19 protein-coding genes and 3 pseudogenes are annotated in these 24,113 nt (G+C 45.3%); 2 read left to right on the top strand and 20 right to left on the bottom strand.

The window, feature by feature from the left end:
- Nucleotides 1–59: 59 nt before the first annotated feature.
- From CK1_RS00955 to CK1_RS00945, 3 genes are all read right to left on the bottom strand, one after another.
- Entirely contained in the window at nucleotides 60–563 is a 504-nt protein-coding gene (locus CK1_RS00955; RefSeq protein WP_015524477.1) for a gamma carbonic anhydrase family protein, read from the bottom strand.
- Between the two features lie 99 nt (nucleotides 564–662).
- Nucleotides 663–1,694, bottom strand: a complete 1,032-nt coding sequence (locus CK1_RS00950) for a LacI family DNA-binding transcriptional regulator (RefSeq protein WP_015524476.1) — start codon at nucleotides 1,692–1,694, stop codon at nucleotides 663–665.
- A gap of 225 nt (nucleotides 1,695–1,919) precedes the next feature.
- Complete coding sequence (locus tag CK1_RS00945; protein ID WP_015524474.1) at nucleotides 1,920–3,410, bottom strand: AAA family ATPase; 1,491 nt, start codon at nucleotides 3,408–3,410, stop codon at nucleotides 1,920–1,922.
- A gap of 289 nt (nucleotides 3,411–3,699) precedes the next feature.
- Between CK1_RS00945 and CK1_RS00940 the strand changes: the two genes are divergently transcribed.
- Complete coding sequence (locus CK1_RS00940; protein WP_015524473.1) at nucleotides 3,700–5,073, top strand: MATE family efflux transporter; 1,374 nt, start codon at nucleotides 3,700–3,702, stop codon at nucleotides 5,071–5,073.
- A 122-nt stretch (nucleotides 5,074–5,195) separates the two neighbouring features.
- Here the strand turns inward: CK1_RS00940 and lpdD are convergent, their stop codons facing one another.
- The 3 genes from lpdD to CK1_RS00925 are packed head-to-tail and all read right to left on the bottom strand — an operon-like array spanning nucleotide 5,196 to nucleotide 7,593.
- On the bottom strand, nucleotides 5,196–5,576 hold the full coding sequence (lpdD, locus tag CK1_RS00935; protein WP_015524472.1) for a prenylated flavin chaperone LpdD: 381 nt from the start codon (nucleotides 5,574–5,576) through the stop codon (nucleotides 5,196–5,198).
- Nucleotides 5,561–6,130, bottom strand: coding sequence for a UbiX family flavin prenyltransferase (locus tag CK1_RS00930; RefSeq protein WP_059086859.1), 570 nt, complete (start codon nucleotides 6,128–6,130; stop codon nucleotides 5,561–5,563). The genes lpdD and CK1_RS00930 overlap by 16 nt, the downstream gene beginning before the upstream one ends.
- Nucleotides 6,127–7,593 (bottom strand): UbiD family decarboxylase, encoded by a 1,467-nt coding sequence (locus CK1_RS00925; RefSeq protein WP_015524470.1) that lies wholly within the window; start codon nucleotides 7,591–7,593, stop codon nucleotides 6,127–6,129. Before CK1_RS00925 ends, CK1_RS00930 begins: the two co-directional genes overlap by 4 nt.
- 171 nt (nucleotides 7,594–7,764) lie before the next feature.
- Between CK1_RS00925 and CK1_RS00920 the strand changes: the two are divergent.
- Nucleotides 7,765–8,562, top strand: a pseudogene (locus tag CK1_RS00920) (LysR family transcriptional regulator); the annotation flags it as partial.
- Nucleotides 8,563–8,648: 86 nt separating this feature from the next.
- On the opposite strand, the pseudogene feoB reads toward CK1_RS00920, so the two are convergent.
- The 14 genes and pseudogenes from feoB to nusB all read right to left on the bottom strand — a co-directional run bounded on the left by feoB (nucleotide 8,649) and on the right by nusB (nucleotide 24,085).
- Nucleotides 8,649–11,025, bottom strand: a pseudogene (feoB, locus tag CK1_RS00915) (ferrous iron transport protein B).
- A 408-nt stretch (nucleotides 11,026–11,433) separates the two neighbouring features.
- Nucleotides 11,434–12,879 carry a glycogen synthase GlgA gene (glgA, locus tag CK1_RS00910; protein ID WP_015524465.1) on the bottom strand — a complete coding sequence of 482 codons (1,446 nt, stop codon included), beginning with the start codon at nucleotides 12,877–12,879 and terminating at the stop codon, nucleotides 11,434–11,436.
- A gap of 58 nt (nucleotides 12,880–12,937) precedes the next feature.
- Nucleotides 12,938–13,744, bottom strand: coding sequence for a sporulation transcription factor Spo0A (spo0A, locus tag CK1_RS00905; protein WP_015524464.1), 807 nt, complete (start codon nucleotides 13,742–13,744; stop codon nucleotides 12,938–12,940).
- Between the two features lie 324 nt (nucleotides 13,745–14,068).
- On the bottom strand, nucleotides 14,069–15,274 hold the full coding sequence (gene spoIVB, locus CK1_RS00900; RefSeq protein WP_015524462.1) for a SpoIVB peptidase: 1,206 nt from the start codon (nucleotides 15,272–15,274) through the stop codon (nucleotides 14,069–14,071).
- A 150-nt stretch (nucleotides 15,275–15,424) separates the two neighbouring features.
- Nucleotides 15,425–15,883 carry a DNA repair protein RecN gene (locus CK1_RS17730; RefSeq protein ID WP_330575380.1) on the bottom strand — a complete coding sequence of 153 codons (459 nt, stop codon included), beginning with the start codon at nucleotides 15,881–15,883 and terminating at the stop codon, nucleotides 15,425–15,427.
- Between the two features lie 13 nt (nucleotides 15,884–15,896).
- Nucleotides 15,897–17,108 carry a DNA repair protein RecN gene (locus tag CK1_RS00895; RefSeq protein ID WP_015524461.1) on the bottom strand — a complete coding sequence of 404 codons (1,212 nt, stop codon included), beginning with the start codon at nucleotides 17,106–17,108 and terminating at the stop codon, nucleotides 15,897–15,899.
- Nucleotides 17,109–17,150: 42 nt separating this feature from the next.
- Nucleotides 17,151–17,612 carry an arginine repressor gene (gene argR / locus CK1_RS00890; protein WP_021650687.1) on the bottom strand — a complete coding sequence of 154 codons (462 nt, stop codon included), beginning with the start codon at nucleotides 17,610–17,612 and terminating at the stop codon, nucleotides 17,151–17,153.
- Nucleotides 17,613–17,628: 16 nt separating this feature from the next.
- The gene (locus tag CK1_RS00885; protein ID WP_015524460.1) at nucleotides 17,629–18,489 is read right to left on the bottom strand and encodes an NAD(+)/NADH kinase; all 861 of its coding nucleotides are present in this window, start codon (nucleotides 18,487–18,489) and stop codon (nucleotides 17,629–17,631) included.
- 23 nt (nucleotides 18,490–18,512) lie between these two features.
- Complete coding sequence (locus CK1_RS00880) at nucleotides 18,513–19,322, bottom strand: TlyA family RNA methyltransferase (protein ID WP_015524459.1); 810 nt, start codon at nucleotides 19,320–19,322, stop codon at nucleotides 18,513–18,515.
- 84 nt (nucleotides 19,323–19,406) lie between these two features.
- Nucleotides 19,407–21,291 (bottom strand): annotated as a pseudogene (gene dxs / locus CK1_RS18715) (1-deoxy-D-xylulose-5-phosphate synthase).
- A gap of 22 nt (nucleotides 21,292–21,313) precedes the next feature.
- Nucleotides 21,314–22,219, bottom strand: coding sequence for a polyprenyl synthetase family protein (locus tag CK1_RS00870; RefSeq protein ID WP_015524457.1), 906 nt, complete (start codon nucleotides 22,217–22,219; stop codon nucleotides 21,314–21,316).
- Nucleotides 22,220–22,408, bottom strand: coding sequence for an exodeoxyribonuclease VII small subunit (gene xseB / locus CK1_RS00865; RefSeq protein WP_015524456.1), 189 nt, complete (start codon nucleotides 22,406–22,408; stop codon nucleotides 22,220–22,222).
- Between the two features lie 52 nt (nucleotides 22,409–22,460).
- On the bottom strand, nucleotides 22,461–23,612 hold the full coding sequence (gene xseA / locus CK1_RS00860) for an exodeoxyribonuclease VII large subunit (RefSeq protein ID WP_015524455.1): 1,152 nt from the start codon (nucleotides 23,610–23,612) through the stop codon (nucleotides 22,461–22,463).
- Nucleotides 23,609–24,085, bottom strand: coding sequence for a transcription antitermination factor NusB (gene nusB, locus CK1_RS00855; protein ID WP_015524454.1), 477 nt, complete (start codon nucleotides 24,083–24,085; stop codon nucleotides 23,609–23,611). Before nusB ends, xseA begins: the two co-directional genes overlap by 4 nt.
- Nucleotides 24,086–24,113: the final 28 nt, after the last annotated feature.

Raw genomic sequence — 24,113 nt, 5'->3', positions numbered from 1 at the left:
TGCTTCTCATATTACAAAGCAGTCGGAGCTGTCCGTTTACAAATGTCTTCTTCACTTTTTTATAATACATCCTGCGCTTTCATCTCTTCGGACACAGTAAGATATTCTTTGCTGTTTTCCACGATACCAAGCTTCTCTTCCCAGGTAAGGTTTCGTTTGATCCTGGCCGGACTTCCCATTACCAGGGAGCCATCCGGGATCACCGTATTTTTAGTCACAAGGCTTCCGGCTCCTATGATACATTCGTTTCCGATCTTTGCACCATCCAAAATCACGGCTCCCATTCCGATCAATGTCCGGTCTCCGATGGTACATCCATGGAGCACCGCATTATGTCCCACAGTAACGTTGTTTCCGATATGGACCGGCATGTTGTGGCTCACATGAATGGTACAGTTTTCCTGGATATTGGTTTCTTCTCCGATCACTACCGGCGCATCATCTCCGCGGATCACCGCATAATATAATACACAGCTGTCACGGCCGATCGTTACATTTCCAAGGATCACAGACTGCTTTGCGATCCTGGCACCTTCTGCGATCTTTACATTTTTATAATTCATTTTTCCTCCTGAATCTGCTTTTTTCTGTACAGAACCCTGGTATATAATCTGACTATAGACTCCGTGCACAACAGCAATTTTAATGTTTATACTGACTTTTTAACCCATATTATATTTCGTCCGGATCACAATATCTGTATACTGGTATTCCTTTTCCGGTGCCTTGCTGTCAAAGAGAAGCTGGAACAAAATAATCACCGGAGAATGTCCCTGTACAGCCGCATCCTGACCGATAAGGAAATTGATCGTCCCCTCTTTCAGCCATTTCAGATTTTCTTCCAGGAAATCATTGGCGATCACATGCATGGTTTTATCCTTTCCAAGCTTCTGCAAGGTCTGGCAGACACCCTTTACACCATGACCCGTAATATAGATCCCGGTCAGCTCCGGATAAAGCTCCAGAAATTCTTCCACGATCTTGGATGCCACCCATTCGTCATCATAAGAATACCTTATATCCACGATCTCGATTCCCGGAAAGCTTTCTTTAATCTCTGTCGTAAATCCTTTCTGCCTGCTGATCAGACCAGGATTGGCAACCTGTCCGGAAATTATGGCAACCTGCCCGTTTCCGCCTGTCATCTCCCACATCAGGCCTGCTGCCGTACGACCGGCCTGAAAGGTATCCTGTCCCACAAAGCATAACCTTTTTGTATCTTCCAGATCCGCATTAAAGGTAACTATCGGAATTCCATACTCTTCCTGATACTGATCGATCCTCGCTCTCAAAAGCTGATCCTCTGATGGAGTCAGCGCGATTCCATTAAACCCCTTTTCCCGGAGTTCTTCCATTGCAGCCATTACTTTTTCCGGTTCCACACCTTCGATCTCATAGATCTTTACTGTTCCGCCAAAGCTCTCCACTTCTTCTTTTGCTTCCAGGACCCCATTTAAAACCTGCTGCATAAAAGGAGTCTCCATATACTGAAGGATCACACCGATACGGATCTTTCTCTTTGCCATGGCAAGGGCACGACCGGCACGGCTGGGCTGGTATCCCATCTCCCGGGCGATCCTTTTGATCCTTTCCTCTACTTCCGGGCGGATACGGCCTCTGTTGTTCAGTGCCCTGTCCACAGTGCCTCTTGAAACTCCTGCTGCTTCCGCAATCTGTTGTAATGTTACTGCCATATTTTACCCTCCAAAACCTCTCCTGTGCGCTTTGTGTTCACGCGCACGCTCTTTTGTCCCATTATACACATTTACACTTTCTCAGGCAATCCCTGATTTCATTATTTTTATAATTTTCCTTTACGATCAGACAGGCCCGGCATAAACAGGTGCATTCCCTCAGCCAAAAATGCTTCCGAAAAAATCTCCGGAAGCATTTTTATCATTGCAAAACAGATCCCTTTGTCAGTCCAAAAGCTCCTGTACCATCTCGGGAGTAAAGGTTACAGCCTTCACATGATCCACCTCGATCTGATACAGGGCATTGGCCGCAATATGCTCCGCAGCCTGCTCCAGATCACGGATTCCTGTGGTATCTTCAAATTTCTTAATTACTGCGTCCAGCGCCTCATCTGTTACGATACATTCTTCCTGTTTCAGGCTCATACGTTTCAGAACCTTGGGAAGCGCAAATCTGGAAAAGATGATCTTCTTTTCCTCCGGTGTGTAATCAGGAATATCGATCACTGCAAAACGTGACATCAGAGGTGCGCTGATCTGTGCCTTATCATTGGCTGTGGCAATAGGATAGACACCAACTGTCGGAACCATACATTCCATATAGTTATCTGTAAAACCAAGATTATCCAGCAGTGTCAGAAGCACGTCTGCCGGATTTCCGTTTCCTTTACCTGATGCAGCCTTGTCAAGCTCATTGATGATAAATACCAGATTGGATTCTCCTGCCATGGAAAAAGCCTCCATGATGATTCCAGGCTTGGCATTTGCATAAACACGAGAGCTTCCTGTAAGCTGTTCCGGATCATTGATCGAACTCATATCCAGGGTTGTCCACGGCATTTTCAGGATTCTTGCAACTGCATAAGCGATCTGAGATTTACCGGTACCTGCAGGTCCTACAAGAAGCAGTCCGTAGGCAGGAAGTGTATGAGTACGATTAATCTGAATGATCGTCTCAATGATCCTCTGTTTTACACGCTCCATTCCATAAAGCTCCTCATCCAGGATACGGCGTGCTTCCTTCGGATCAATAGACTCAAAATAATTATGCTTCCACTGAATATTCATCATGATGGAAAGTGCTCTCTGGGCATGGCGTCTTTCCTCCTGAGAAACCTCATGAGAACGGGCAACTGCCAGATTTCTTCTTGCCCAGAGACGGATATTATCCGGCATAGTCTTTCCGGCACAGTTCATAAAGTCGGTGATACTCTGAATACTGGTAAGCTTCATATCGTCACCGTCTTCTTCCTCCTCATCGTTCTCATTTTCTTCTGCCGGCGCACTGCTTGCAAACAGACGCTCGATCATAAACTGAAGAAATCCGTCCTCAGCAGAAAGCTTGGTGCCTCCGCCAAAAGCGATCTCGCGGATTTTGTAAACGGCATATCCTTCTTCTGTATTCTGTCCTGAAAGACGGATGTTGATATGATTTTCTCCGAGCCATTTGATCAGGCTTGTAAAACGGGAATCGATCTTCAGGATGTCTGCCGGAAAAACACCGTCCTCTTCCTTAAACTCAAATGCAGTCTGCTTCGCAGGATTGGAAAAATATCCGCAGGAATGATGTTTCCACTCTCTTTTGCTGTTATCCAGGATCAGCACCGGTTTCTCCGGTGTGGCTTTTGTTTCATTAGAACGAAATGTTGTATATGTGCACTGGCTTTTTGTCTCTTTTTTATCTGCCGGCGCTGCGCTGAAATCAAAAACTGGCATATTTTTTACTCCTCTTTCTCTGAAAAATATCTTCATTCAGTTTATCATGGATTGGAAATCTCAACAACTGCTGATATGGTTTTTTATGCATTTTTTATTCATTTTTTATATTCGTCATTTTCCCGTAAGTTGTTTAAACAGTTCCACAGTTTGCCGATTGACACTGCCTGTAAACTATGTTATCGTGCAATCATGTCTGCTTTCATTTTTTACAAAAGCTGACACAGTTACCATGTATGTGATCTACTGTTTTTCACGTCATTGTAATTGTATTTTTTGGGAGGAGGAAATGAGAAATCAACTTTCACAGCGGGATGATTTTTATCCACAGATCGTTAAGCTTGTCATCCCCATCATCATTCAGAACCTGCTAAGTGCAGCAGTAAATTCTGCCGATGTTATCATGCTGAACTTTGTAGGTCAGTCATCCATCTCCGCAGTATCTCTAGCAGCGAATTATTCCAATGTCCTGTTTATGGTATATTACGGTCTTGGTACGGGAGCCACCCTGCTTTGTGCCCAGTATTATGGAAAGGGAGATTACAAAGCCATTCAGATCATCGAGGGAATCGCTCTTCGTTTTTCCATGATCATCTCTGTTCTCGTGGCGCTCGTTGCATTTACCATGCCGCAGATGATGATGAAACTGTTCACCAATGATCCGAAGCTTCTGGCCATTGGTTCTTCCTATATCCGCATTATGGGTATCACCTATATCTGCTGGGGTATGACGGAGGTTTATCTGGCTGTTCTTCGAAGCATTGGACGGGTGACTACCAGCATGGCGATGAATATGCTGGCCTTTGGACTGAATATCCTTTTGAATGCGACTTTTATCTTCGGATTGTTCGGAGCACCCAAGCTTGGTGCTACCGGTGTAGCTATTGCTACTGCACTTTCCAGAATGATCGAGCTGATCGCCTGTTTTATTGTTTCTGCTTTCAGCAAAAATGTCCGACTGGATCTCCGATGTATGTTCACAAAAAACAAACTGCTGTTCAGTGATTTCGTGCGGCTTTCCCTGCCGGCTCTTGGCAATGATATTTCCTGGAGTATTGGTTTTTCCATGTACTCTGTGATCCTGGGGCATCTTGGTACGGATGCGGTTGCTGCCAATTCTCTGGTTGTAGTAGTCCGTAATATCGGCTCTGTTTTCTGTTTTGGTATTGCCAGTGCAGGAGGTATCCTTCTAGGCAATGTTATGGGGCAGGGCGATCTGGAACGTTCCAGGCGTTATGCTTCCAAAACACTGAAGCTTACTGTTATTGCAGGTTTTTTGGGCGGACTTATCGTTCTTGCCATCACACCGTTCGTAATGAGATTTGCGTCCCTGACACCCACTGCCATGCATTATCTGAAATATATGCTTCTGATCAACAGCTACTATATTATGGGGTCTGCCGTAAATACAACCCTGATCGCTGGTGTGTTCCGGGCAGGTGGTGATACAAAGTTTGGTCTGATCTGTGATACCATTGATATGTGGGTATATGCAGTACCCCTTGGATTCTTCACTGCTTTTGTACTGAAGCTGCCGGTTATGTGGGTGTATTTTCTGCTCTGTACGGATGAATTTGTGAAGTGGCCATGGGTGATCAAAAGGTATCTCAGTGGGAAGTGGGCTAAGAATATTACCCGCGAGAATATATTTGAAAATAAATAGAATACAGAAACATTTTAGACGGCTGGAATCTGCGTTATTTTTCAAAAATTCGCTGTTTGAGCGAAGAAAGTTTCGGACTTTTGGAAAATAACTTTAGCAGGTTCCAGCCGTTCGTTACTCAACTACCGCTGCAGTCCTTCTATCACCATCTCTGTCAGACGCACAACACTTCCCTGCACCTCCCGGATCTCTTTCTCCGAAATACCATCCTTATGAAATCCCCCGGTGCAAACCACTCTCTTTCCCAGCTCTTTCGAAACCTTCTCCGCCATCCACCGGCAGATCACCTCGTCCTTATGTCCCGGAAAATTCAAAACTGAAGAAGTCGCACTCACAGAACCATCCCCTGTCAGAGACACTCTCGGTTCCGTCTGCACCACACATCCCAGATGAGGTCTCTCTCCGCCTTTCAGACAGATAAGCACATCCTCTCCGATAAATGCAGCACTGACCTCCAGCTCACAGCCTGCAGTCTCCACACACTCTTTTATAATCCATTCCATCTGCGATACTCCTTTGCTTCGATCCCAAACGGTTCCAAAAGCTTTGCTGCAATATGATACACCATATCATCAATGCTCTCCGGTTTATGATAAAACGTCAGCATCGGCGGAATGATCCGCACTCCCGGAAGCATGGAAAGCTCATAAAGATTTCGGAGATGAATCCCGCTTAACGGTGTTTCTCTGGCTGCCAGCACCAGTATTCTCTGTTCCTTGACCGTCACATCTGCCGCACGCAGAATAAGATTATCTGCATAGCCACTGTGGATCCCCGCGATCGTCTTCATGCTGCAGGGCACGATCAGCATCCCCTCTGTTTTGAAAGAACCACTGGCCGGTTTTGCCCCAATTTCTCCCGGTGCACATACATGATCTGCCAATCGTTTCACATCCTCCGGTTCCAGCTCCGTCTCCTGGCGAAGAGTCAGCTCTGCACTGGAACTCATGATCAGATAAGACTCAAAATCCGGATTCTCCCGGATGATCTCCAGACATTTTACAAGGAGCGGCAGGCCGCTTGCACCTGTCGCACCAACTATAATTCTCTTTTTCATTTTTTCAGCCATTTCTCCGGATCCAGTTCCATAAAACGGGCTCTGTGAAAATCTTCCTTCAGATCATAAGGCACCGTACAGTCAAAAATAGTCTTGCATGCAATTCCATGATCACGAATACTTGGAGAAAATGCAGGATCATTGGACGGATCAAGAGGATGACAACGGACACCCGGAATGGTGATCACATCCACATCCCCCTGGAATCTCGTATTCATCGCCCAAAGTACGTCATTCATATCAAAGCAGTCCACATCTTCATCTACCAGAAATACATTTTTCAGCTCACTGAAGGCGGAAAATGCAAGAAGTGCAGCCTGACGCTGTCTTCCCTCATCACTTTGAGAAAGCTTTTTAAACTGAAGGACAGCCATATACTTTCCACCTCCGGCACTGCTGCAGTATACGTTCTGAAGTCTTCCAGGCATTGCTTTTTCCACCATGCCATAGATGCTGGCCTCTGTAGGGATTCCCGCCATGGATACGTGCTCCTCACTTGGCCCGATACAGGTCTGCATGATCGGATTTTCACGATGTGTCACTGCTGTAACCTTGATCAGCCAGCACTGATCACTTGCAGGCCCTGTATATCCCGGAAACTCCGGCATGGCGTATCCGGTATTGCTGTTCTGATCTTCCTTTACACGCACACCCGGGATCACTTCTCCCTCGATCACGTATTCCGCATTGGCGATGGCACGCTCGTTAACGGTTAAACATTTACAGAGTTTCACCGGCTCTTTGCGCAGTGCACCGGCTACAGACAGCTCATCATACCCCAGTGGTGTTGTAGGTGGCTCAAAACAGGAACCGATCTCAATAGCAGGATCAACTCCGATACTGATAGAAATAGGCAGCCTTTGTCCCAGCTCCTCAGCACGCTCTGCCATTGCTCCGATATGTCTGGCACCAGGTGTAAAGAAAATGGAAAGCTCATCTTTTCCCTGAATGCAAAGACGATGAATGGTCACATCGTGAACTCCAGTATCCGGGTGTGTGGCGTAGCACATGCCAAGTGTGATATACGGGCCCGCATCATCCGGTGTGTTCGTTGGCGCAGGAACCAGCTTATAGAGGTCAAAATCTGGATCTGCTGCCTTATGCACCACCTGCTGACACGGTGCATCGCCTTCAAGATCGACTGGTGGAATTGGATTCTCCACGCTTTTGCAGAGCATCTTTCCAAGATTTTCCGGCTGAGTGTCAAGTAAAGCAGCAACTCTTTTTCTGCTTGCCAGAAGACCGATAGCTACCTTTGCATCCGGGTGTCCTTTTATACGATTAAAGATCATGGCAGGTCCTTCCTTTGTGGGACGCTTCACCGTTCCACCGGCTCCTACATAACGATATACCCCTGCAAGCTCTGCCATCGGATCAACTTCCACCTCTGTTTCGATCAGCTGATCTGGCATCTGCTCCAGAAGTGCCAGAGCACTTCTCAGATCTCTTACTTTTTCTGCCATAAAAAACCTCCTGCGTTATCTTTATATTACTGTTCACTCCGTTCTCAGTAACATCTTTATTTTCTTATGTTATTTTATCTCTTTTTTACATGGTGAATCAATTCTTTCTATGATATAATTGTTTCCAATATGGAATGATTCGTCACTATTTTCTAAAAGGCAGGTGTTACCATGACTCTTGAACAGATCGACTATTTTATCTGTGCAGCTCAGTCCCGGACTTTTTTTGATGCTGCAGAAGCTATGCATATCTCCCAGTCCTCCCTTTCCAAGCAGATCATGAAACTGGAAAAAGAACTGGAGCTTACCTTATGGGACCGCAGCAAGCGTACTGCTGTGCTTACTCCTGAAGGAGAGTTTTTTTACAAAGAAGCACTTAAGATTTCCAGACAGTATCATCGTTCTCTGGAAGCAGTGTACCATTTTAAGGACAGTAAGCTCCAGGCACTTCATATTGGAACACTTCCTTTTCTTTCTCAGTACCGTCTTACTTCTGTGATACACAGTTTTTGTGATACACACCCGGAGCTTTCTTTTTCTCTGAAAGAGGTAGAAGACGAAGAACTTCTTTCCGGTCTTGAAAAAGACTTTTTTAATCTGATCTTTGTACGAAAACACATGATAGACCCGGAACTCTATACTTTTCATGCTCTCACAGCAGACCGTCTGGTTGCTGTTTTTCCTGAAGCTCATCCCTCTGCGTCCAAAAAATCGGTCTCTCTTTCCGAACTGAAAAAAGAATCTTTTATCCTGATGCCTCCGCACACTTCCATTTACCGTTTCTGTATGCAAAGTTTTCATAATGCAGGGATCCACCCTCAGCTTCTGCGTACTGCCCGTGCAGAATCTATTGTCAGCGCAGTGGAAATTGGCGAAGGGATCAGTCTTCTTACAGAAAGCAGCTTTCAGTTCTTTCGTCAGCCTTCGCTTGTTGCTATCCCGGTTAATGGACTGGAAAAGCTATCTGTTGGAATTGCCCATAAAAAATATGGCTCTCACAACCTCTGCAGAATGTTTTCTGCAGTTTGTGAAAAGCCATATGTAAGGTATTTTTTCTATAATCCAAGCATCATTCCCACACCATGTACCGCAAACGCAACGATCCATGCAGTGGCACACTGTACTGCTACAATACCAGCGGCAGCTCTTACAGTTCCCATCTCCCGACGCACAGTTGCAATAGCTGCAACACAGGGTGTATAGAGCAAGGTAAAGATCAAAAATACGTAAGCAGTAAACGGTGTAAACAACGTCTGAAGCAACGCCGTATTTCCGCCCAGAAGGACTGTCAGCGTAGACACAACACTCTCTTTTGCCATAAAGCCCGTGATCAATGCGGTGGATACTCTCCAGTCACCAAAGCCCAGCGGAGCAAAAAGTGGTGCCACGATGCTTCCGATCTGTGCCAGAAGGCTCTGATCTGTGCTGGTAACAAGGTTAAGACCTGCATCAAAGTTCTGCAGGAACCACACGATCAGCGTTGCCGCAAAAATAATTGTAAACGCTTTCTGGATAAAGTCCTTCGCCTTTTCCCAGATCAGCTGTCCTACACTTTTTGCAGAAGGAAGCCGGTAATTGGGAAGCTCCATGACAAACGGAACCGGCTCTCCCTTATATTTCGTCTTTTTCAGGATCAGCGCATACAGGATCCCGCAGAGAATTCCTGCAAAATAAAGGCTGATCATCACAACTCCTCTCCACTGCTTCGGGAAAAATGCACTGGTGAGAAGTCCGTAGATTGGAAGCTTGGCACTGCAGCTCATAAACGGAGTAATCAGGATCGTCATTTTCCGGTCACGTTCACTGGATAATGTTCTGGTTGCCATAATGGCCGGCACCGAACAGCCGAATCCGATCAGCATCGGCACAAAGCTTCTTCCGGAAAGTCCGATCTTTCGAAGGAGCTTGTCCATAACAAAGGCTACACGAGCCATATATCCGGTATCTTCCAGGATTGACAGGAAGAAAAACAAAGTAACGATCGTAGGAAGAAATCCGATCACGCTTCCGATACCGCTTAAAATTCCATCCACAACCAGTGACTGCAGTACTGAGCTGACACCTGCCACCTCCAGTCCCCTGCCAATAAGTGCAATTACCCAGTTCACGACCATAGTCATTCCGTCTGAAAGCCAGGCTCCCAGATAATTAAACGTCATCACAAATACAATTGCCATAATTCCTACAAAACAGGGAATTGCTGTATATTTTCCGGTAAGGATACGATCTATGGCGACACTTCGTTTATGCTCACGGCTTTCTGCCGGTTTTACCACAGTTTTCTCACAAAGCTTTTCAATAAAATTGAAGCGCATGTTCGCAAGAGCTGCCTCACGGTCCAGACCGCCATCCTTCTCCATAACATGTACCAGCCCATCAAGAACCTTTTTTCACCTTCAGGCAAAGCCAGACGTTTTTCGATCAGAGAATCTTTCTCTACGATCTTCGTAGCTGCAAAACGTACAGGAAGTCCTGCTTTTTTGCATAGGGTTCGATCAGATGTACGGCTGCATGGATACATCTGTGAAGTGCGCCTACCGGATCCTTCGGTGACTGATTGTCAGTACAGAAATCAATTCTTCCTGGTGCTTCTCTGTATCTTGCAACATGGACTGCATGATCGATCAGCTCATCAATTCCTTCATTCTTCGCTGCTGAAATAGGTACAACCGGAATTCCTAAAATCTCCTCCAGTTCATTGATCCGAACAGAGCCTCCATTTGCCCTTACCTCATCCATCATATTTAAGGCCAGCACCATTGGGATTCCAAGCTCCATCAGCTGCATGGTAAGATAAAGATTTCTCTCAATATTGGAAGCATCTACAATATTAATGATTCCTGTCGGCTTCTCATTCAGCAGAAAATCTCTTGTTACGATCTCCTCGCTGGAATACGGGGAAAGTGAATAGATTCCAGGAAGATCCGTTACCGTTGCCTCCGGATGCCTCCGGATGCTTCCTTCTTTCTTGTCAACAGTTACACCCGGAAAGTTACCAACATGCTGATTGGAGCCTGTCAGCTGATTAAAAAGAGTTGTCTTTCCACAGTTCTGATTACCTGCCAGTGCAAACGTGATCGGTTCCCCTTTGGGAATCGTATCACCGATCCGGTTCTTGCGATAATCTCGAGCCTTTCCAAGTTCTCCCACACCAGGATGAGCAATCGGCTGATGCCGTTCATTTTCTTTCTTCGTTTCCGTCATGGATTCGATCGATACGATCTCAATCTTTGCAGCTTCCGCCAGCCGCAATGTCAGCTCATATCCGCGCAGCACAAGCTGTACCGGATCTCCCATAGGAGCTGTTTTACGAAGAGACACTTCTGTCCCCGGTGTAAGCCCCATATCCAGAAGATGATGTCTCAGCTCCCCCTCGCCACGAACACTGATGATTCTGCCACATTCTCCAGTCTTTAATTTGTCCAGTGTCATATTGTCACCTCATCATAAGTACAATTTACATGGTCAATACATATATCTGTATTATCCACTGGTACATCGTTTCGTAAATAACTATATCAATCGGATTCACAGACAAGTGAATGGTATAGTTATTTCAAAAACGATGTACTAATATAAATGTAACACAATTTAAGTTATTTGACAATAACTGATTAATCTGATAAGTTTCGTACAAATAATACCAATTCAAAAGTTATTTATCATTAACATTTATATTTTTTCTCACTTTAACACAATTCCTGTTTGATAAACAAACACCTTCATATTTTTTTGCAGACATACAATAACATCCATGTATATTCCCGCAATAAAAAAGCGCAAACGACATATTATCTGTCGTCTGCGCCTTTTTATTGCGAGAACCGCTTCGGTGAATCCTTACTCACCAATTAACCAATTGTACATTTCCTCATACTGACGCGCGGAATTGTTCCAGGAAAAATCTGCAGCCATCGCGCGATCTACCATTTTATTCCATTCACGTTTCTTGTCATAATATACACTCTCTGCATAACGGATCGTAGCAAGCATTTCATGTGCATTGTAATTTACGAAGGAGAATCCTGTTCCGGTTCCCTCGAATTCATTGTACGGGACAACTGTATCCTTCAGACCACCGGTCTCTCTGACGATCGGAAGAGTTCCATAACGAAGGCTCATCAGCTGGCTTAAGCCACATGGCTCAAACAGTGACGGCATCAGAAATGCGTCAGATGCTGCATAAATTCTGTGAGACATTGCCTCATCATAGTAGATCTGTGCAGATACCTTGCCATGATACTTCCAGTCAAAATGACGGAACATATTCTCATAACGTTCCTCACCGGTACCAAGAGCAACGATCTGAACCGCATCCTGACACAGTTCGTCCATAATATAAGCGATCAGATCAAATCCCTTCTGATCTGTCAGGCGGGATACAATACCGATCATCATAGCTTTCGGATCCTGCTCAAGTCCAAGATCTTTCTGAAGCTGGATCTTGTTCTTGATCTTCTCCTTGCGGAAGTTCTTTGCATTGTAGTTCTTGGTGATATTCGGATCTGTCTCCGGATTGAATTCATTGTAATCAATACCATTTACAATACCACGCAGGCTGTTGGCTCTCGCATTGAGAAGTCCGTCCAGCTTCTCACCATAAAACGGTGTCTTGATCTCTTCTGCATAGGTATTACTTACTGTGGTAATGGCATCTGCAAATACCATACCGCCCTTCAGGAAGTTTGCGTCCTTGTATGCTTCCAGTTTATCCGGCGCAAAGTAGTAATCGGAAAGGCCTGTGATATCCTTAACAGTCTTAACATCCCATACACCCTGAAATTTCAGGTTATGTATTGTCATAACAGTCTTGATTCCACGGAAGAATTCATTCTCCTGGAAAGAATCGTGAAGGTAAACCGGAACAAGTCCTGTCTGCCAGTCATGACAGTGGATGATATCCGGTCTGAATCCGATCACCGGAAGAACCGATAACACAGCTTTGGAAAAGAAAGCAAATTTCTCAAGATCCCATGGTGCGCTGTCATATGGTTTCGGACCGCTGAAATAATATTCATTGTCAATGAAGTAAAACTGGATCCCGTCATACTGCATCTGCATAATGCCTACATAGCAGTTCTTAAATCCCAGATCCATATAAAAATGGGTCACATACTCCATTTTGTCTTTCCATTCCTGTTTCATACAGGCATATTTCGGTAAAATCACGCGGATATCAAAATATTTTTTGTCAAAGCACTTAGGCAGTGAGCCGGCAACATCAGCGAGTCCTCCTGTTTTGATAAAAGGTACTGCTTCTGATGTAGCAAACAGAATTTTTTTCATCTGTATTCCCCTCCCTGGGTACACCCGTTTTTATTTATGATTATACTCCAAAATTCATCTAATTTAAAGACCGATTTTTATATTCTAGTCTGATTTTATCTGCGATCAGTGCTATAAATTCAGAATTCGTGGGTTTCCCTTTTCCGGTGCTTACAGTATATCCAAACAATTCATCAATGGTATCCATCTTTCCCCGGCTCCATGCCACCTCGATCGCATGTCGGATCGCCCGCTCCACTCTGCTCGGTGTTGTCTGATGGCGTTTCGCAATGGTTGGATATAATACCTTGGTAATGGAATTGAGCATTTCCATGTCATTGACAGACAAAATGATCGCATCCCTTAAATACTGATACCCCTTGATGTGTGCCGGAACTCCGATCTCATGAATGATATTCGTCACATCGGTTTCCAGATTCCTCTCCGGCTGAGGCTTTTTGGTTTCTGTGATACCTGGCCTTGCAATCTCCCGCACTCTTCTGTCCCCAATCTTCCGAATATGTTTGATCCGGTTTAAAAGTGTGGTGTTGTCAAAAGGCTTCAAAACATAATAGTCTGCTCCAAGACTGAATGCATCCTCTGTAATCCTCTCCTGTCCAATTGCAGATAATACGATAAACACTGGAACTTTTTTGACATTTGCGTTATGGGAAAATTTCTCCATAACGGAAAGACCGTCCATCTTCGGCATAATGATGTCGAGAATCACCACATCCGGCTCCTTATCTTTGATTATGTTACAGATTTCTTCTCCGTTGTGTGCTTTTCCGACCAGTTCAAGGTCTTTATCTTCTTCGATCATCTGACCGAGCATGTCTGTCATTTTCGCGTTATCATCAGCAATTGCAACATTTAATTTGTCCATGAGGACCCTCCTAACTTCTATCTCCTTGGGTTTCCAGACATACCCCCTGTCACCACGGCAGTAACCGACACTGTTAGCTGCCTGCGCTTTCCCCTTGCTGGCGACAAAATTATTATAGTGGAAATCCTGTAGTAAAATCAAGATAAAAGTAGTTATTTTATCACACTTTCGTACGATATTTTTCGACATTTTTTCTCTTATATATCACAAAATTCACCAAAATGCAGGTATTTCCATCTGTATCCGGCATTTTTCCCCATATAAAAAAGAGGCACTTTTCCCGGACTTTTTCCATGTTTTTGTGCCTCTTTCCTCAACTGCAGATTATGCATTGCCTGTCATATTTTCAATAAAAATCCCATATCCGCCGGTAGAATCCTGCACAAATACATGAGTCACAGCACCAAAGAGTTTTCCGTTCTGAAGCACAGGACTTCCAGACATTCCCTGAACAATCCCACCTGTTTTTTCCAGGAGTTCTTTATCTGTGATCTGGATCACGAAGCTCTTATTAGAATCCTCATGGTTCATATCAATCCTGGTGATCTCTGCGGCATATTCTTTTACTTCGCCGTCTGTGCAGCAGAGAACAGATGCGGGTCCAATTTTCAGATCCTGTTTGTAACCTACAGGAATCTTCTTCAGATCCAGATTTTTCACCTGATCAGCATCCACAGTTCCAAAAATGCCGTTTTTACTGTTTTCGGAAATCTCACCCAGGATATTGTCAGCTTCGTATCGGATCAGACCAGATAGTTCTCCGGGATTTCCTTTTTCACCTTTCCGGATCCCCAGGATCTGGGCGTTGTAAAGATTTCCATCTGCGATACTTAAAAGTTCGCCGGTATCCACATCGCTGATCCCGTGACCAAGAGCACCGAACCCTCCATTTTCGTCCACATAAGTCAGGGTTCCGATTCCCTGTGTATCGTCCCTCACCCAGATTCCAAGCTTGTATTTTCCTTTTTCATCTTTCACCGGCGTCAGGGACAGGGGAATCATCTCTTTTCCCCGGCGGACCTTCAGTGTTACAGATTCTCCGCAAAGATCTGCAAGATCCTCCAAAAGATCCTGCTTGCACTGAATCCGGTTCTGATCAAAAGCCACAATATAATCTCCCGGCTTTACAATGTCCCGGGCCGGTTCTTCCATCTCACCACTTTCCGAAAGGATCTCGCCTGTATCAATGATCAGAACTCCTTTCGTCTGCATATAAATACCTACTGCATCTCCGCTTGCATATACTTCTTTTGCAGTTATATTTTTTACCTTCACATCCTTAAAAGGGATCACTCCCAAGAGTCTGCAGTGCAACTTATAGCTGTCTTTTCCTGAAACGGTGATCGCATCATCAAAGCTGATAAAAGGGCGTTTAAGAAGATTGGCTACTTCCCGGCTGTCCTCATGATCCACCAGGATCTGATCCGGGATCTTTCTGTCCAGAAGCCGGTAGCCCAGCCATCCCATCAGAATCAGATCCAGCGCAAGAAATACAAGGAGCCAACATCGATATTTTCTTTTTCTGTTCATCTTACGTCACATCCTTTGTAATTTTCTGATACAAGCAAATCCCCACCCACTGCTTATTGCTTTTCGCAACTGAAGCAGGGGACTGACTTGATTCGGTTAAAAAAGAGGACCGACCTTTCGGCCGTCCTCTCTTAGTATGTAACGTATAAATTATTTCAGTCTTGTATTTTTTTGTTGCTGTGCCAATTCCTTCATCTCTCTTGCATTTCCAAGAACAGCCGGCGTGATCTGGGCACCGCCCAGAAGTCTGGCAAGCTCACGAACAGATTCCTCTCCTTCCAGAGGATGGATCTGGGTGATGGTTTCTGTTCCTTCTACATGTTTCTCAATCTCAAAATGGGTATCTGCCATTGCTGCGATCTGTGGAAGATGTGTGATACAAAGCACCTGCCTGTGCTGTCCGATCACTGCCATTTTTTCAGAGACCTTCTGTGCAGTACGCCCACTGATCCCTGTATCGATCTCATCAAAGATCAGTGTATCGATCTGATCTTTATCTGCAAGGATCGCTTTGATGGCAAGCATGATCCTGGAAAGCTCACCACCGGATACGATCTGTCCCAGCGGTTTTCTGCTCTCACCTGGATTTGTGGAAATCTCATATTCCACCGCATCATAACCATTATCTGTATAATTTTTCTGCGGTCAAAACGGATAGAAAATCCACATCCTCAAAATTCAGTTCCTTCAATCCTTCGATAATCTTTTCATCCAGCTGCTTACTGTATTCTTTCCGTATCTCTGAAAGTTCATGCGAAGCTTCCTCAAGAATCTTTTCTGCCTGCATAAGTTTTTCTTTCAGTAACCGGAAATTTTCTTCGAATCTTTGAAGTTTTTCTAATTTTTCCTGCTGTTCCTTCTGATAAGACAAAATTTCATGGATCGTCTGTCCATACTTTGCCTTCAGACTATTGATCAGATCCAGTCTTTTTTCTGTTTCAAAAAAAGTTTCTTCGTCAAAAGTCAAACTATCCATATAAGAGGACAGATCACGGCAGAAGTCACTGAGAAGTGAATCGATTTCCATAAGAGCTTCCTGTAAAGGTGCAAGATCCTTATCGTAATCTGCAATTCTTGAAAACTCTTTCAGGGCATTTCCGGTCATATCTGCGGCGCCCTGTTCATATCCGGTCATCCCACGAACCATTTGTGCTGTTTCCATGATCCTTCTGGCGTTGCTCAGCTTCCGGTAGCGGTCCTCCAGTGTTTCGTCCTCTCCTGGAATAAGAGCTGCCTCCTCGATCTCATTGATCTCAAATTCCAGAAAGGCTTTTTCACGGTTGCGCTGTTCCTCATCCATATCCAGTGCTTTCAGCTGATCCACACAGTCCCGATACTCCTGATAAGCTTTCCGGACCTTCTCCCTGGCAGGAAGGATCTGTTCCTTTCCATATACATCCAAAATAGCCAGCTGGCGGTCTCCATAAAGAAGTGACTGATGCTCATGCTGTCCGTGAATGTCCAGAAGACAGGCTGCTGCTGCTTTCATCTGGCTGACAGTACTTGTCTCTCCGTTGATCTTGTTGATACTTCTGCCGTCCATGATCTTGCGGGACATCAGCACCTGTCCGTCTTCCGGATAGATGTCAAGCGCCGCAAGGGACTCTCTGGCTTTCGTGTTTTCAACCTGAAACAGCAACTCTACCAGGGCATAGGAAGCATTTTCACGAATCATGCTTCTGGAAGTTTTTCCACCAAGGATAAGCTGTATGGATCCTAACAGAATGGATTTTCCGGCTCCGGTCTCACCAGTTAAGATATTTAAGCCTGGTCCGAATTCCACCTCTGATTCCTCTATCAGTGCAAGATTTTTTACATGCAGATGTACTAACATTGATTTCCTTTCTGGTATAAAGCATTTACATATTCTGTCATTTTATTTTCCTCTGGATAAGATCCCGCCAAGCTTCTGAACTACACCCGGTGCCTGTTCAGAGGTTTTCACCACACACATAATGGTATCATCTCCGGCAATACATCCCAGGATTTCCGGCCATTTCATAGCATCAAGAGCTGCTGCTGCCGCCATGGCCATTCCCGGAATTGTTTTTACCACTACGATATTCTGTCCGATGTTCATAGCGATCACTGCATCTTTCAGAACTCTGGAATATTTATCACTTAACACATCCGGTGTATGTTCTTCCAGGATCGCATATCTGGACTTTCCGTTGCTGCCTGCAACCTTTGTCATTTTCAGAGCACGGATATCTCTGGATACGGTAGCCTGCGTAACCTTAAAACCGGCCTCATTTAGTCTTGCTGCAAGTTCTTCCTGTGTATCGATCTCGTACTGACGGATCAGTTCGATAATTTTTTCATGTCTTGCTACTTTCAAAATTGAACCTCCTGCATCAGCTGTTACTCATTTTCTGTCTCAGAACCTCCACAAAGCTCAGATGGTTCAGCTTGAGGATTTTTGTCCTGACTGTGGCTTTCCGGATCACGATCCGGTCACCGGTGACCATGGATATCTGGGTATCCCCGTCGAAAGAGGCCACCGCTTTCTCAATGGTATTATGTCTTCCCTCACCGATCTCTACTGTAACTGCCTCTTCCCCGGAAAGAATGATACTTCGGGTGTTCATGGTATGGGGAGCGATGGGGGTCATGATCATCATACTGGCACTGGGAGAAACCACGGGACCTCCCGCTGACAGACTATATCCGGTAGAACCGGTCGGAGTGGAAATGATGATACCATCTGCATTGTATGAATTCATATATGCATCATTAACATAATTCTTGAAACGGATCACACGGAGATGTCCTTCTCTTCCGATCACAATATCATTTAATGCGATATCTTTTCCAATAAGTTCTTCTCCCCGATAGATCTTTCCTTCCAGCATCATACGATCTTCCAGCTCATAGTCATCTGACAAAAGCCGATCCAGAGCCGGATACACGGAATTTTTATCCACCTCGGCAAGAAATCCCAGAGTTCCCAGATTGATTCCAAGAAGAGGGATATCCAGATGCACCACATCCCTTGCAGCCTGCAGAAGTGTTCCATCTCCACCCAGTACAATAATGCACTGTGTATCCTGCGGAATCCCATCCGGGTCCGTATAATGATACGGTCCTTCCATTTTTTCGGTGATCTTCTGCACATGACACCTGGCACCATGCTTCTCCAGATAGGCAATGATCCTATTAGAAAATGTCAGTTCCGGATCCTTGGCACTGTTTGGAATTATATAAAATCTGTCCATATTGCTTCAGTCCTTTCCAAACATCAGTCCAGCTGTCCGTGGGCTTCCTTTACCACATCCTCTACGGATACGTCAAGACTCACAGGTACTTCTGTTCCTTCCGGATGTTTTTTCAGATGAAGGAGATATTCAATATTTCCTTCAGGTCCCTTGATGGGAGAAAAGGAAAGATGACAGGGCTCCATAAAAATGCTCATGGCATAATCTCTGACTTTCTCAATGACTTCTTCATGGACCTTCGGATCACGGACAACGCCTTTTTTTCCGACTTTTTCTCTGCCGGCCTCAAACTGAGGTTTGATGAGACATACGATCTCTCCGTCCTCTGTGAGAAGGTTTCTTACAGGAAGAAGCACTTTTGTAAGGGAGATAAAAGAAACATCGATCGAAGAAAATGCTGCCGGACCTTCCAGATCTTCCGGTACCACATAGCGGATATTTGTTTTTTCCATGCATACAACTCTTGGATCATTCCTGAGTTTCCAGTCCAGCTGTCCATATCCCACATCAATGGAATAGACTTTGACCGCTCCGTTCTGAAGCATACAATCTGTGAAACCGCCGGTGGATGCGCCTACATCCATGCACACCTTATCCTTCAGCGTCACGCCAAAATTTTTCATGGCTTTTTCCAGCTTCAGTCCGCCTCTGCTGACATAAGGAAGAGTCTTTCCTCTTACCTCCAGCTTGGCAGTCTCAGCAAACATGGAGCCAGCCTTGTCTTCCTTCTGACCGTTGACATATACTTCCCCGGCCATGATATACGCTTTTGCTTTTTCGCGTGACGGTGCAAGTCCCTGTTCCACCATCATGATATCCAGTCTTTTTTTCATATTATCCTCCAACAGCCCGGCTCTTTATGTGCCGGGCTGTAAAATGCCTCACAGCTTCGTATTCTTCTGCAAAGGCTATGTCCTTTATTTTCTGTTATTCACAAGATTTTCCCAGCTCTGTTCTACCGCATCCAGGATTCCCTGTACATTTAAACCTATTTTCATTCGCTGACGGTCCACCGTTCCATGCTCAATAAAATGATCCGGTATTGCCAGTGGAAGAACTCTTACTTCCGGATGACAGGCTTCCATATAAGCAGATACATGTTCTCCGAACCCACCGCTTTTTACATTCTCCTCCACAGTGACCAAAAGACTGTGGTTCTGCGAAAGCCGATCAAGAAGCTCTGTATCCAGAGGCTTTACAAAACGGACATTGACAAACGTAGCTCCTGCTATTTTGTGATCTCTTATCTCTTCACAGACCTTCTGACAGACAGAAACCATGCTGCCAACCCCGAGAACTGCAATCTCACTGCCTGGAGTGATCACTTCACTTCTTCCCTTCTTAAGTGGCTCATGACATTCTTCCATATCGGTACATGCCGATCCTTTCGGATATCGGATCGCACAGGGACCATCCAGCTCTTCTACTGCAAATTTCAACATCTCCTCAAGCTCTTTTCCATTCTTGGGAGCCATAACTGTCATATTGGGAATCATGGACAGATAGGAAAAATCAAAGCATCCATGATGTGTTTCACCATCTGCTCCGACAAATCCTGCCCTGTCAATGGCAAAGATCACATGAAGATCCTGCATACATACATCGTGAAGGATCTGATCGATCCCTCTCTGCAGGAACGAAGAATATACCGCAAAAACCGGGATCATTCCCCCAAGTGCCATGCCTGCCGCAAAGGTTACTGCATGTTCTTCCGCAATACCCACATCAAAAAACGCTCCGGGAATTTCTTCCGGAATCGGTTCAGTCCGGTTCCATCTGGCATAGCAGCTGTAATAGCAACTACTTTTTGTTCTTCTCTGCCAAAGAACATATTGCACCGGAAAAATGATCCGTATATGTCGGCGCTGTTTTTGCTGCAAGAGGTCTGCCACTCTGGATGTCAAAAGGACCTGTTCCGTGAAAACGCTCCGGATGGGAAGATGCCGGTCCATAGCCTCTGCCTTTTTCTGTAAGGACATGGACAACAACCGGTCCCTCCACTCTCTTTGCCTCATTAAAAAGCTTCATCATCTGGCGCATATTATGGCCATCTACCGGTCCCAGATAAGTCAGCCCCATATTTTCAAAAAGCATTCCGGGAATGATCAACTGCTTGATGCTGCTCTTGGTCTTTCGGACCGTATCTACCACGGCGGTTCCAACATGGGGAATCTTTTTGAGTGTTTTTGTCACGCCGATCTTCATTCCTGTATAAGTCTCAGCTGTACGCAGAGCGCTTAAATAGGTGGACATTCCTCCTACGTTCTTGGAAATAGACATGTTATTATCATTGATGATAATAATAAAATTAGTCTTCAGCTCAGCCGCATTGTTCAATGCTTCATAAGCCATCCCACCGGTAAGCGCACCATCTCCGATCACGGAAACCACATGGTATTTCTCTCCCATCAGGTCTCTGGCACGGACATAGCCAAGTCCTGCGGAAATGGAATTGGAACTGTGTCCGGTATCAAACGAATCACAGTCACTTTCATTCCTTTTTGGAAAACCGCTTAAACCTCCTTCTTTACGAAGATCCTTAAAGCCGTCTTTTCTTCCTGTAAGGATTTTATGTGTATAAGCCTGATGTCCCACATCCCAGATCAGCTTATCCTGTGGAAGATCAAGCACATTATGCAGAGCAAGAGTCAGCTCCACCACACCCAGATTGGATGCCAGATGGCCACCTGTCTCACTTACACTCTGGATCAAAAAGCTCCTGATTTCCTCGGCAAGACGCGGAAAATCCTCCAATGAAACTTTATGAATATCATTTGGCTTTTTAATTTTTTCCAGAATCATTTGTACCCTTCCTTTGTTCTTTCTATTTCCTGCGGCTGACAAGACTTTCCACAAGAAGATCCAGAAATCCGTTCTTCCTGTCAAGGTCGTCTAAAAGTTCTACCGCATGGTCAGAAAGTTCTTTAACCCTGCTGGCTGCTGCCGGGGCTCCAACAAGGCTTACATAGGTAACCTTGTTGTTTTTTTCATCACTGTGGATCGGTTTTCCCAGTTCCTCCTGGGTACTGGTCACATCAAGGATATCATCCTGGATCTGAAAAGCCAGCCCGATGTTTTCTGCAGCCTGCTCCACAACCTTAAGTTCTTTCTCAGATGCCCCTGCCAGCACAGCACCGGTCATCATGGAAGCCTCGATCAATGCGGAGGTCTTGTTTTTGTAAATATAATCCAGCATCTTGTGTTCCAGAGGTTTCCCATCATTCTCCACATCAACACTCTGTCCACCAAGCATACCGTTGATGCCGGTCTTATCTGCAATGATCCGCATGGCGGCTATCACACGGTCTTTATCCCCGGTCAGATCAAAGGCGGAAAGCATCACTTCGTAAGCCCTGTTAAGGAGTGCCACGCCGCTTAAAACACCCATGGCTTCTCCGTATACTTTATGTGTGGTCAGCCTTCCCCTTCGGTAATCATCGTTATCCAGTGCAGGGAGATCATCATGGATCAACGAATGTGTATGGATCATCTCCATAGCCGCCATAAAAGGCTCACAAAGCTTATCCTTTCCTCCAAACAGCTCGTAGGTTTCCCTGATCAGGATCGGGCGAAGTCTCTTTCCACCTGCCGTCATACTGTAATTCATGGCCTCTGCCATGGTTTTTGCAAAACCGGATTCTTCCGGAAGATATTCCCGGATCACATGTTCTGCTTCTTCTGTTCTTCTTTTCAGTTCTTCTTTAAAATTCACGAAATGTCCCATCCTCATTCATCTGAAGCATCTTTTTTCTACAGTATCCAGTCTTCTGTTCAGATCCTTTAGGAGCTCCATTCCCTGTCTGTAGAGGCGGAAAGACTCCTCAAGAGGTGTTTCTTTATCCTCCAGCTTCCGGGCAAGCAGATCAAGCTCCCCAAAAGTATCTTCTATGGATTTCTCTTCTTTCTTTGCTTCTGCCATTATCGCTCTTCCTTCCTGATGCGATCCGCAACTGCTTCTATGACTCCATCGGTTACTGCAATGGAGATCCTGTCACCTTTTTTATCTGACTGATCTCTGTCACCGCATGTCCGCCTAAGTCGGACACAAATGCATATCCTCCATTTAGCTTTCTTAATGGAGAAAGTCCCTCAAACCGCTGGATCCATATTGCCAGTTCATGTCTTTTCTCTGTAAGCTTTTGTTCCATGGAAGAACGCAGGCATTCCTCCAGCTCCGATGCATACTGACGTTTTTCACGTAACATGGACTCCGGGCTCAGATACTGGAATCTGTTCTCATAGGCCTTAAGTTTTGCGGCAAAAAGTTCTGTCTTACTGTTCATGGCACGCTGCAGACGGTCTCCGTACATATGAAAGCTCTCCAGAACACTGCGAAAATCATCCACTGCCAGCTCTGCTGCAGCAGATGGTGTAGGTGCCCGCAGATCTGCTACAAAATCCGCAATGGTAAAATCCGTCTCATGTCCCACTGCCGAGATCACCGGTGTCCTGCACTCAAAAATAGCACGGGCAACGCTCTCCTCGTTAAAGGCCCAGAGATCTTCAATAGAGCCACCTCCACGGCCGACGATGATCACGTCCACCCCTGCTTCATCCAGCATCCGGATTCCCTTTACGATACTCTGCGCCGCTCCCTCTCCCTGCACAAGTGCCGGATAAAGGATCACCTGCAGATATGGATTCCTTCTGCCTGCAATATTGCGGATATCCTGTACTGCTGCACCAGTAGGTGCTGTCACCACGCCAAGGGTATGAATAAAATGAGGAATGGGCTGCTTATATTCCTGGGCAAACATCCCCATATCCTCAAGTTCCTGTTTCAGTGCCAGATACCGCTCATAGAGGGCACCAGCACCCTCCAGTGTGATCTCTTTTGCATAAAGCTGATAACGCCCGTCTCTCTCATATACGTCTACAATTCCGCCTGCAACTACCTTATCCCCGTCCTTCATGCGAAAAGCAAGACCCCTACGGTGTCCCGCAAACATCACACAGCTTAATGTGCCTGTTTCATCCTTCAGGGAAAAATAAATATGTCCGCTGGTATGGTATTTACAGTTGGATACCTCTCCCTTTACATAGACTTTCCGGAGAAAGTAATCCTGGGTAAACATATTTTTGACATAATGGTTTACCTGACCGACAGAATAGACATTTCTCATGCGTTCTCTTCCGGGGCTTCTGCTGCCTTCTCTTCTGTATCAGCAGTCTCCTCCTCGTTTTTCTTCTCATCCTTCTCAGATGCGATCTTACCCAGTACTCCATTTACAAAGGAGCCGGAAGCATCTCCGCCAAATCTTTTGGCAAGTTCTACCGCTTCGTTGATAGCTACTCCTGTCGGTACGTCTGCATCATATTCCATCTCATATACTGCCAGACGAAGTGCCGCAAGATCCACACGGCTCATACGCTTTGTCTTCCATCCACGGCTTGCACTGTTCAGCTGTGCATCGATCTCTTCCAGATGTTCTTTCACATGTGCGTACTTCTTCTTCATATATTCCTGGTCCTGTTCTGAAAGTTCTCCAAGACCTTCAAAATAAAGAGAGAGCTGTTCTGTCATCTCTTCTTCTGAATTAAACTCTGTCATAAACATAAGTTTAAATACATGTTCTCTCTGTTCTCTTCTTCTCATAATTTCCTCCTAAGACGGAAAAAGGAAA

Source organism: Ruminococcus sp. SR1/5, assembly GCF_000209835.1.
Taxonomy (GTDB): domain Bacteria; phylum Bacillota; class Clostridia; order Lachnospirales; family Lachnospiraceae; genus Blautia_A; species Blautia_A fusiformis.
This window is presented reverse-complemented; position numbering and strand designations above follow the sequence as displayed.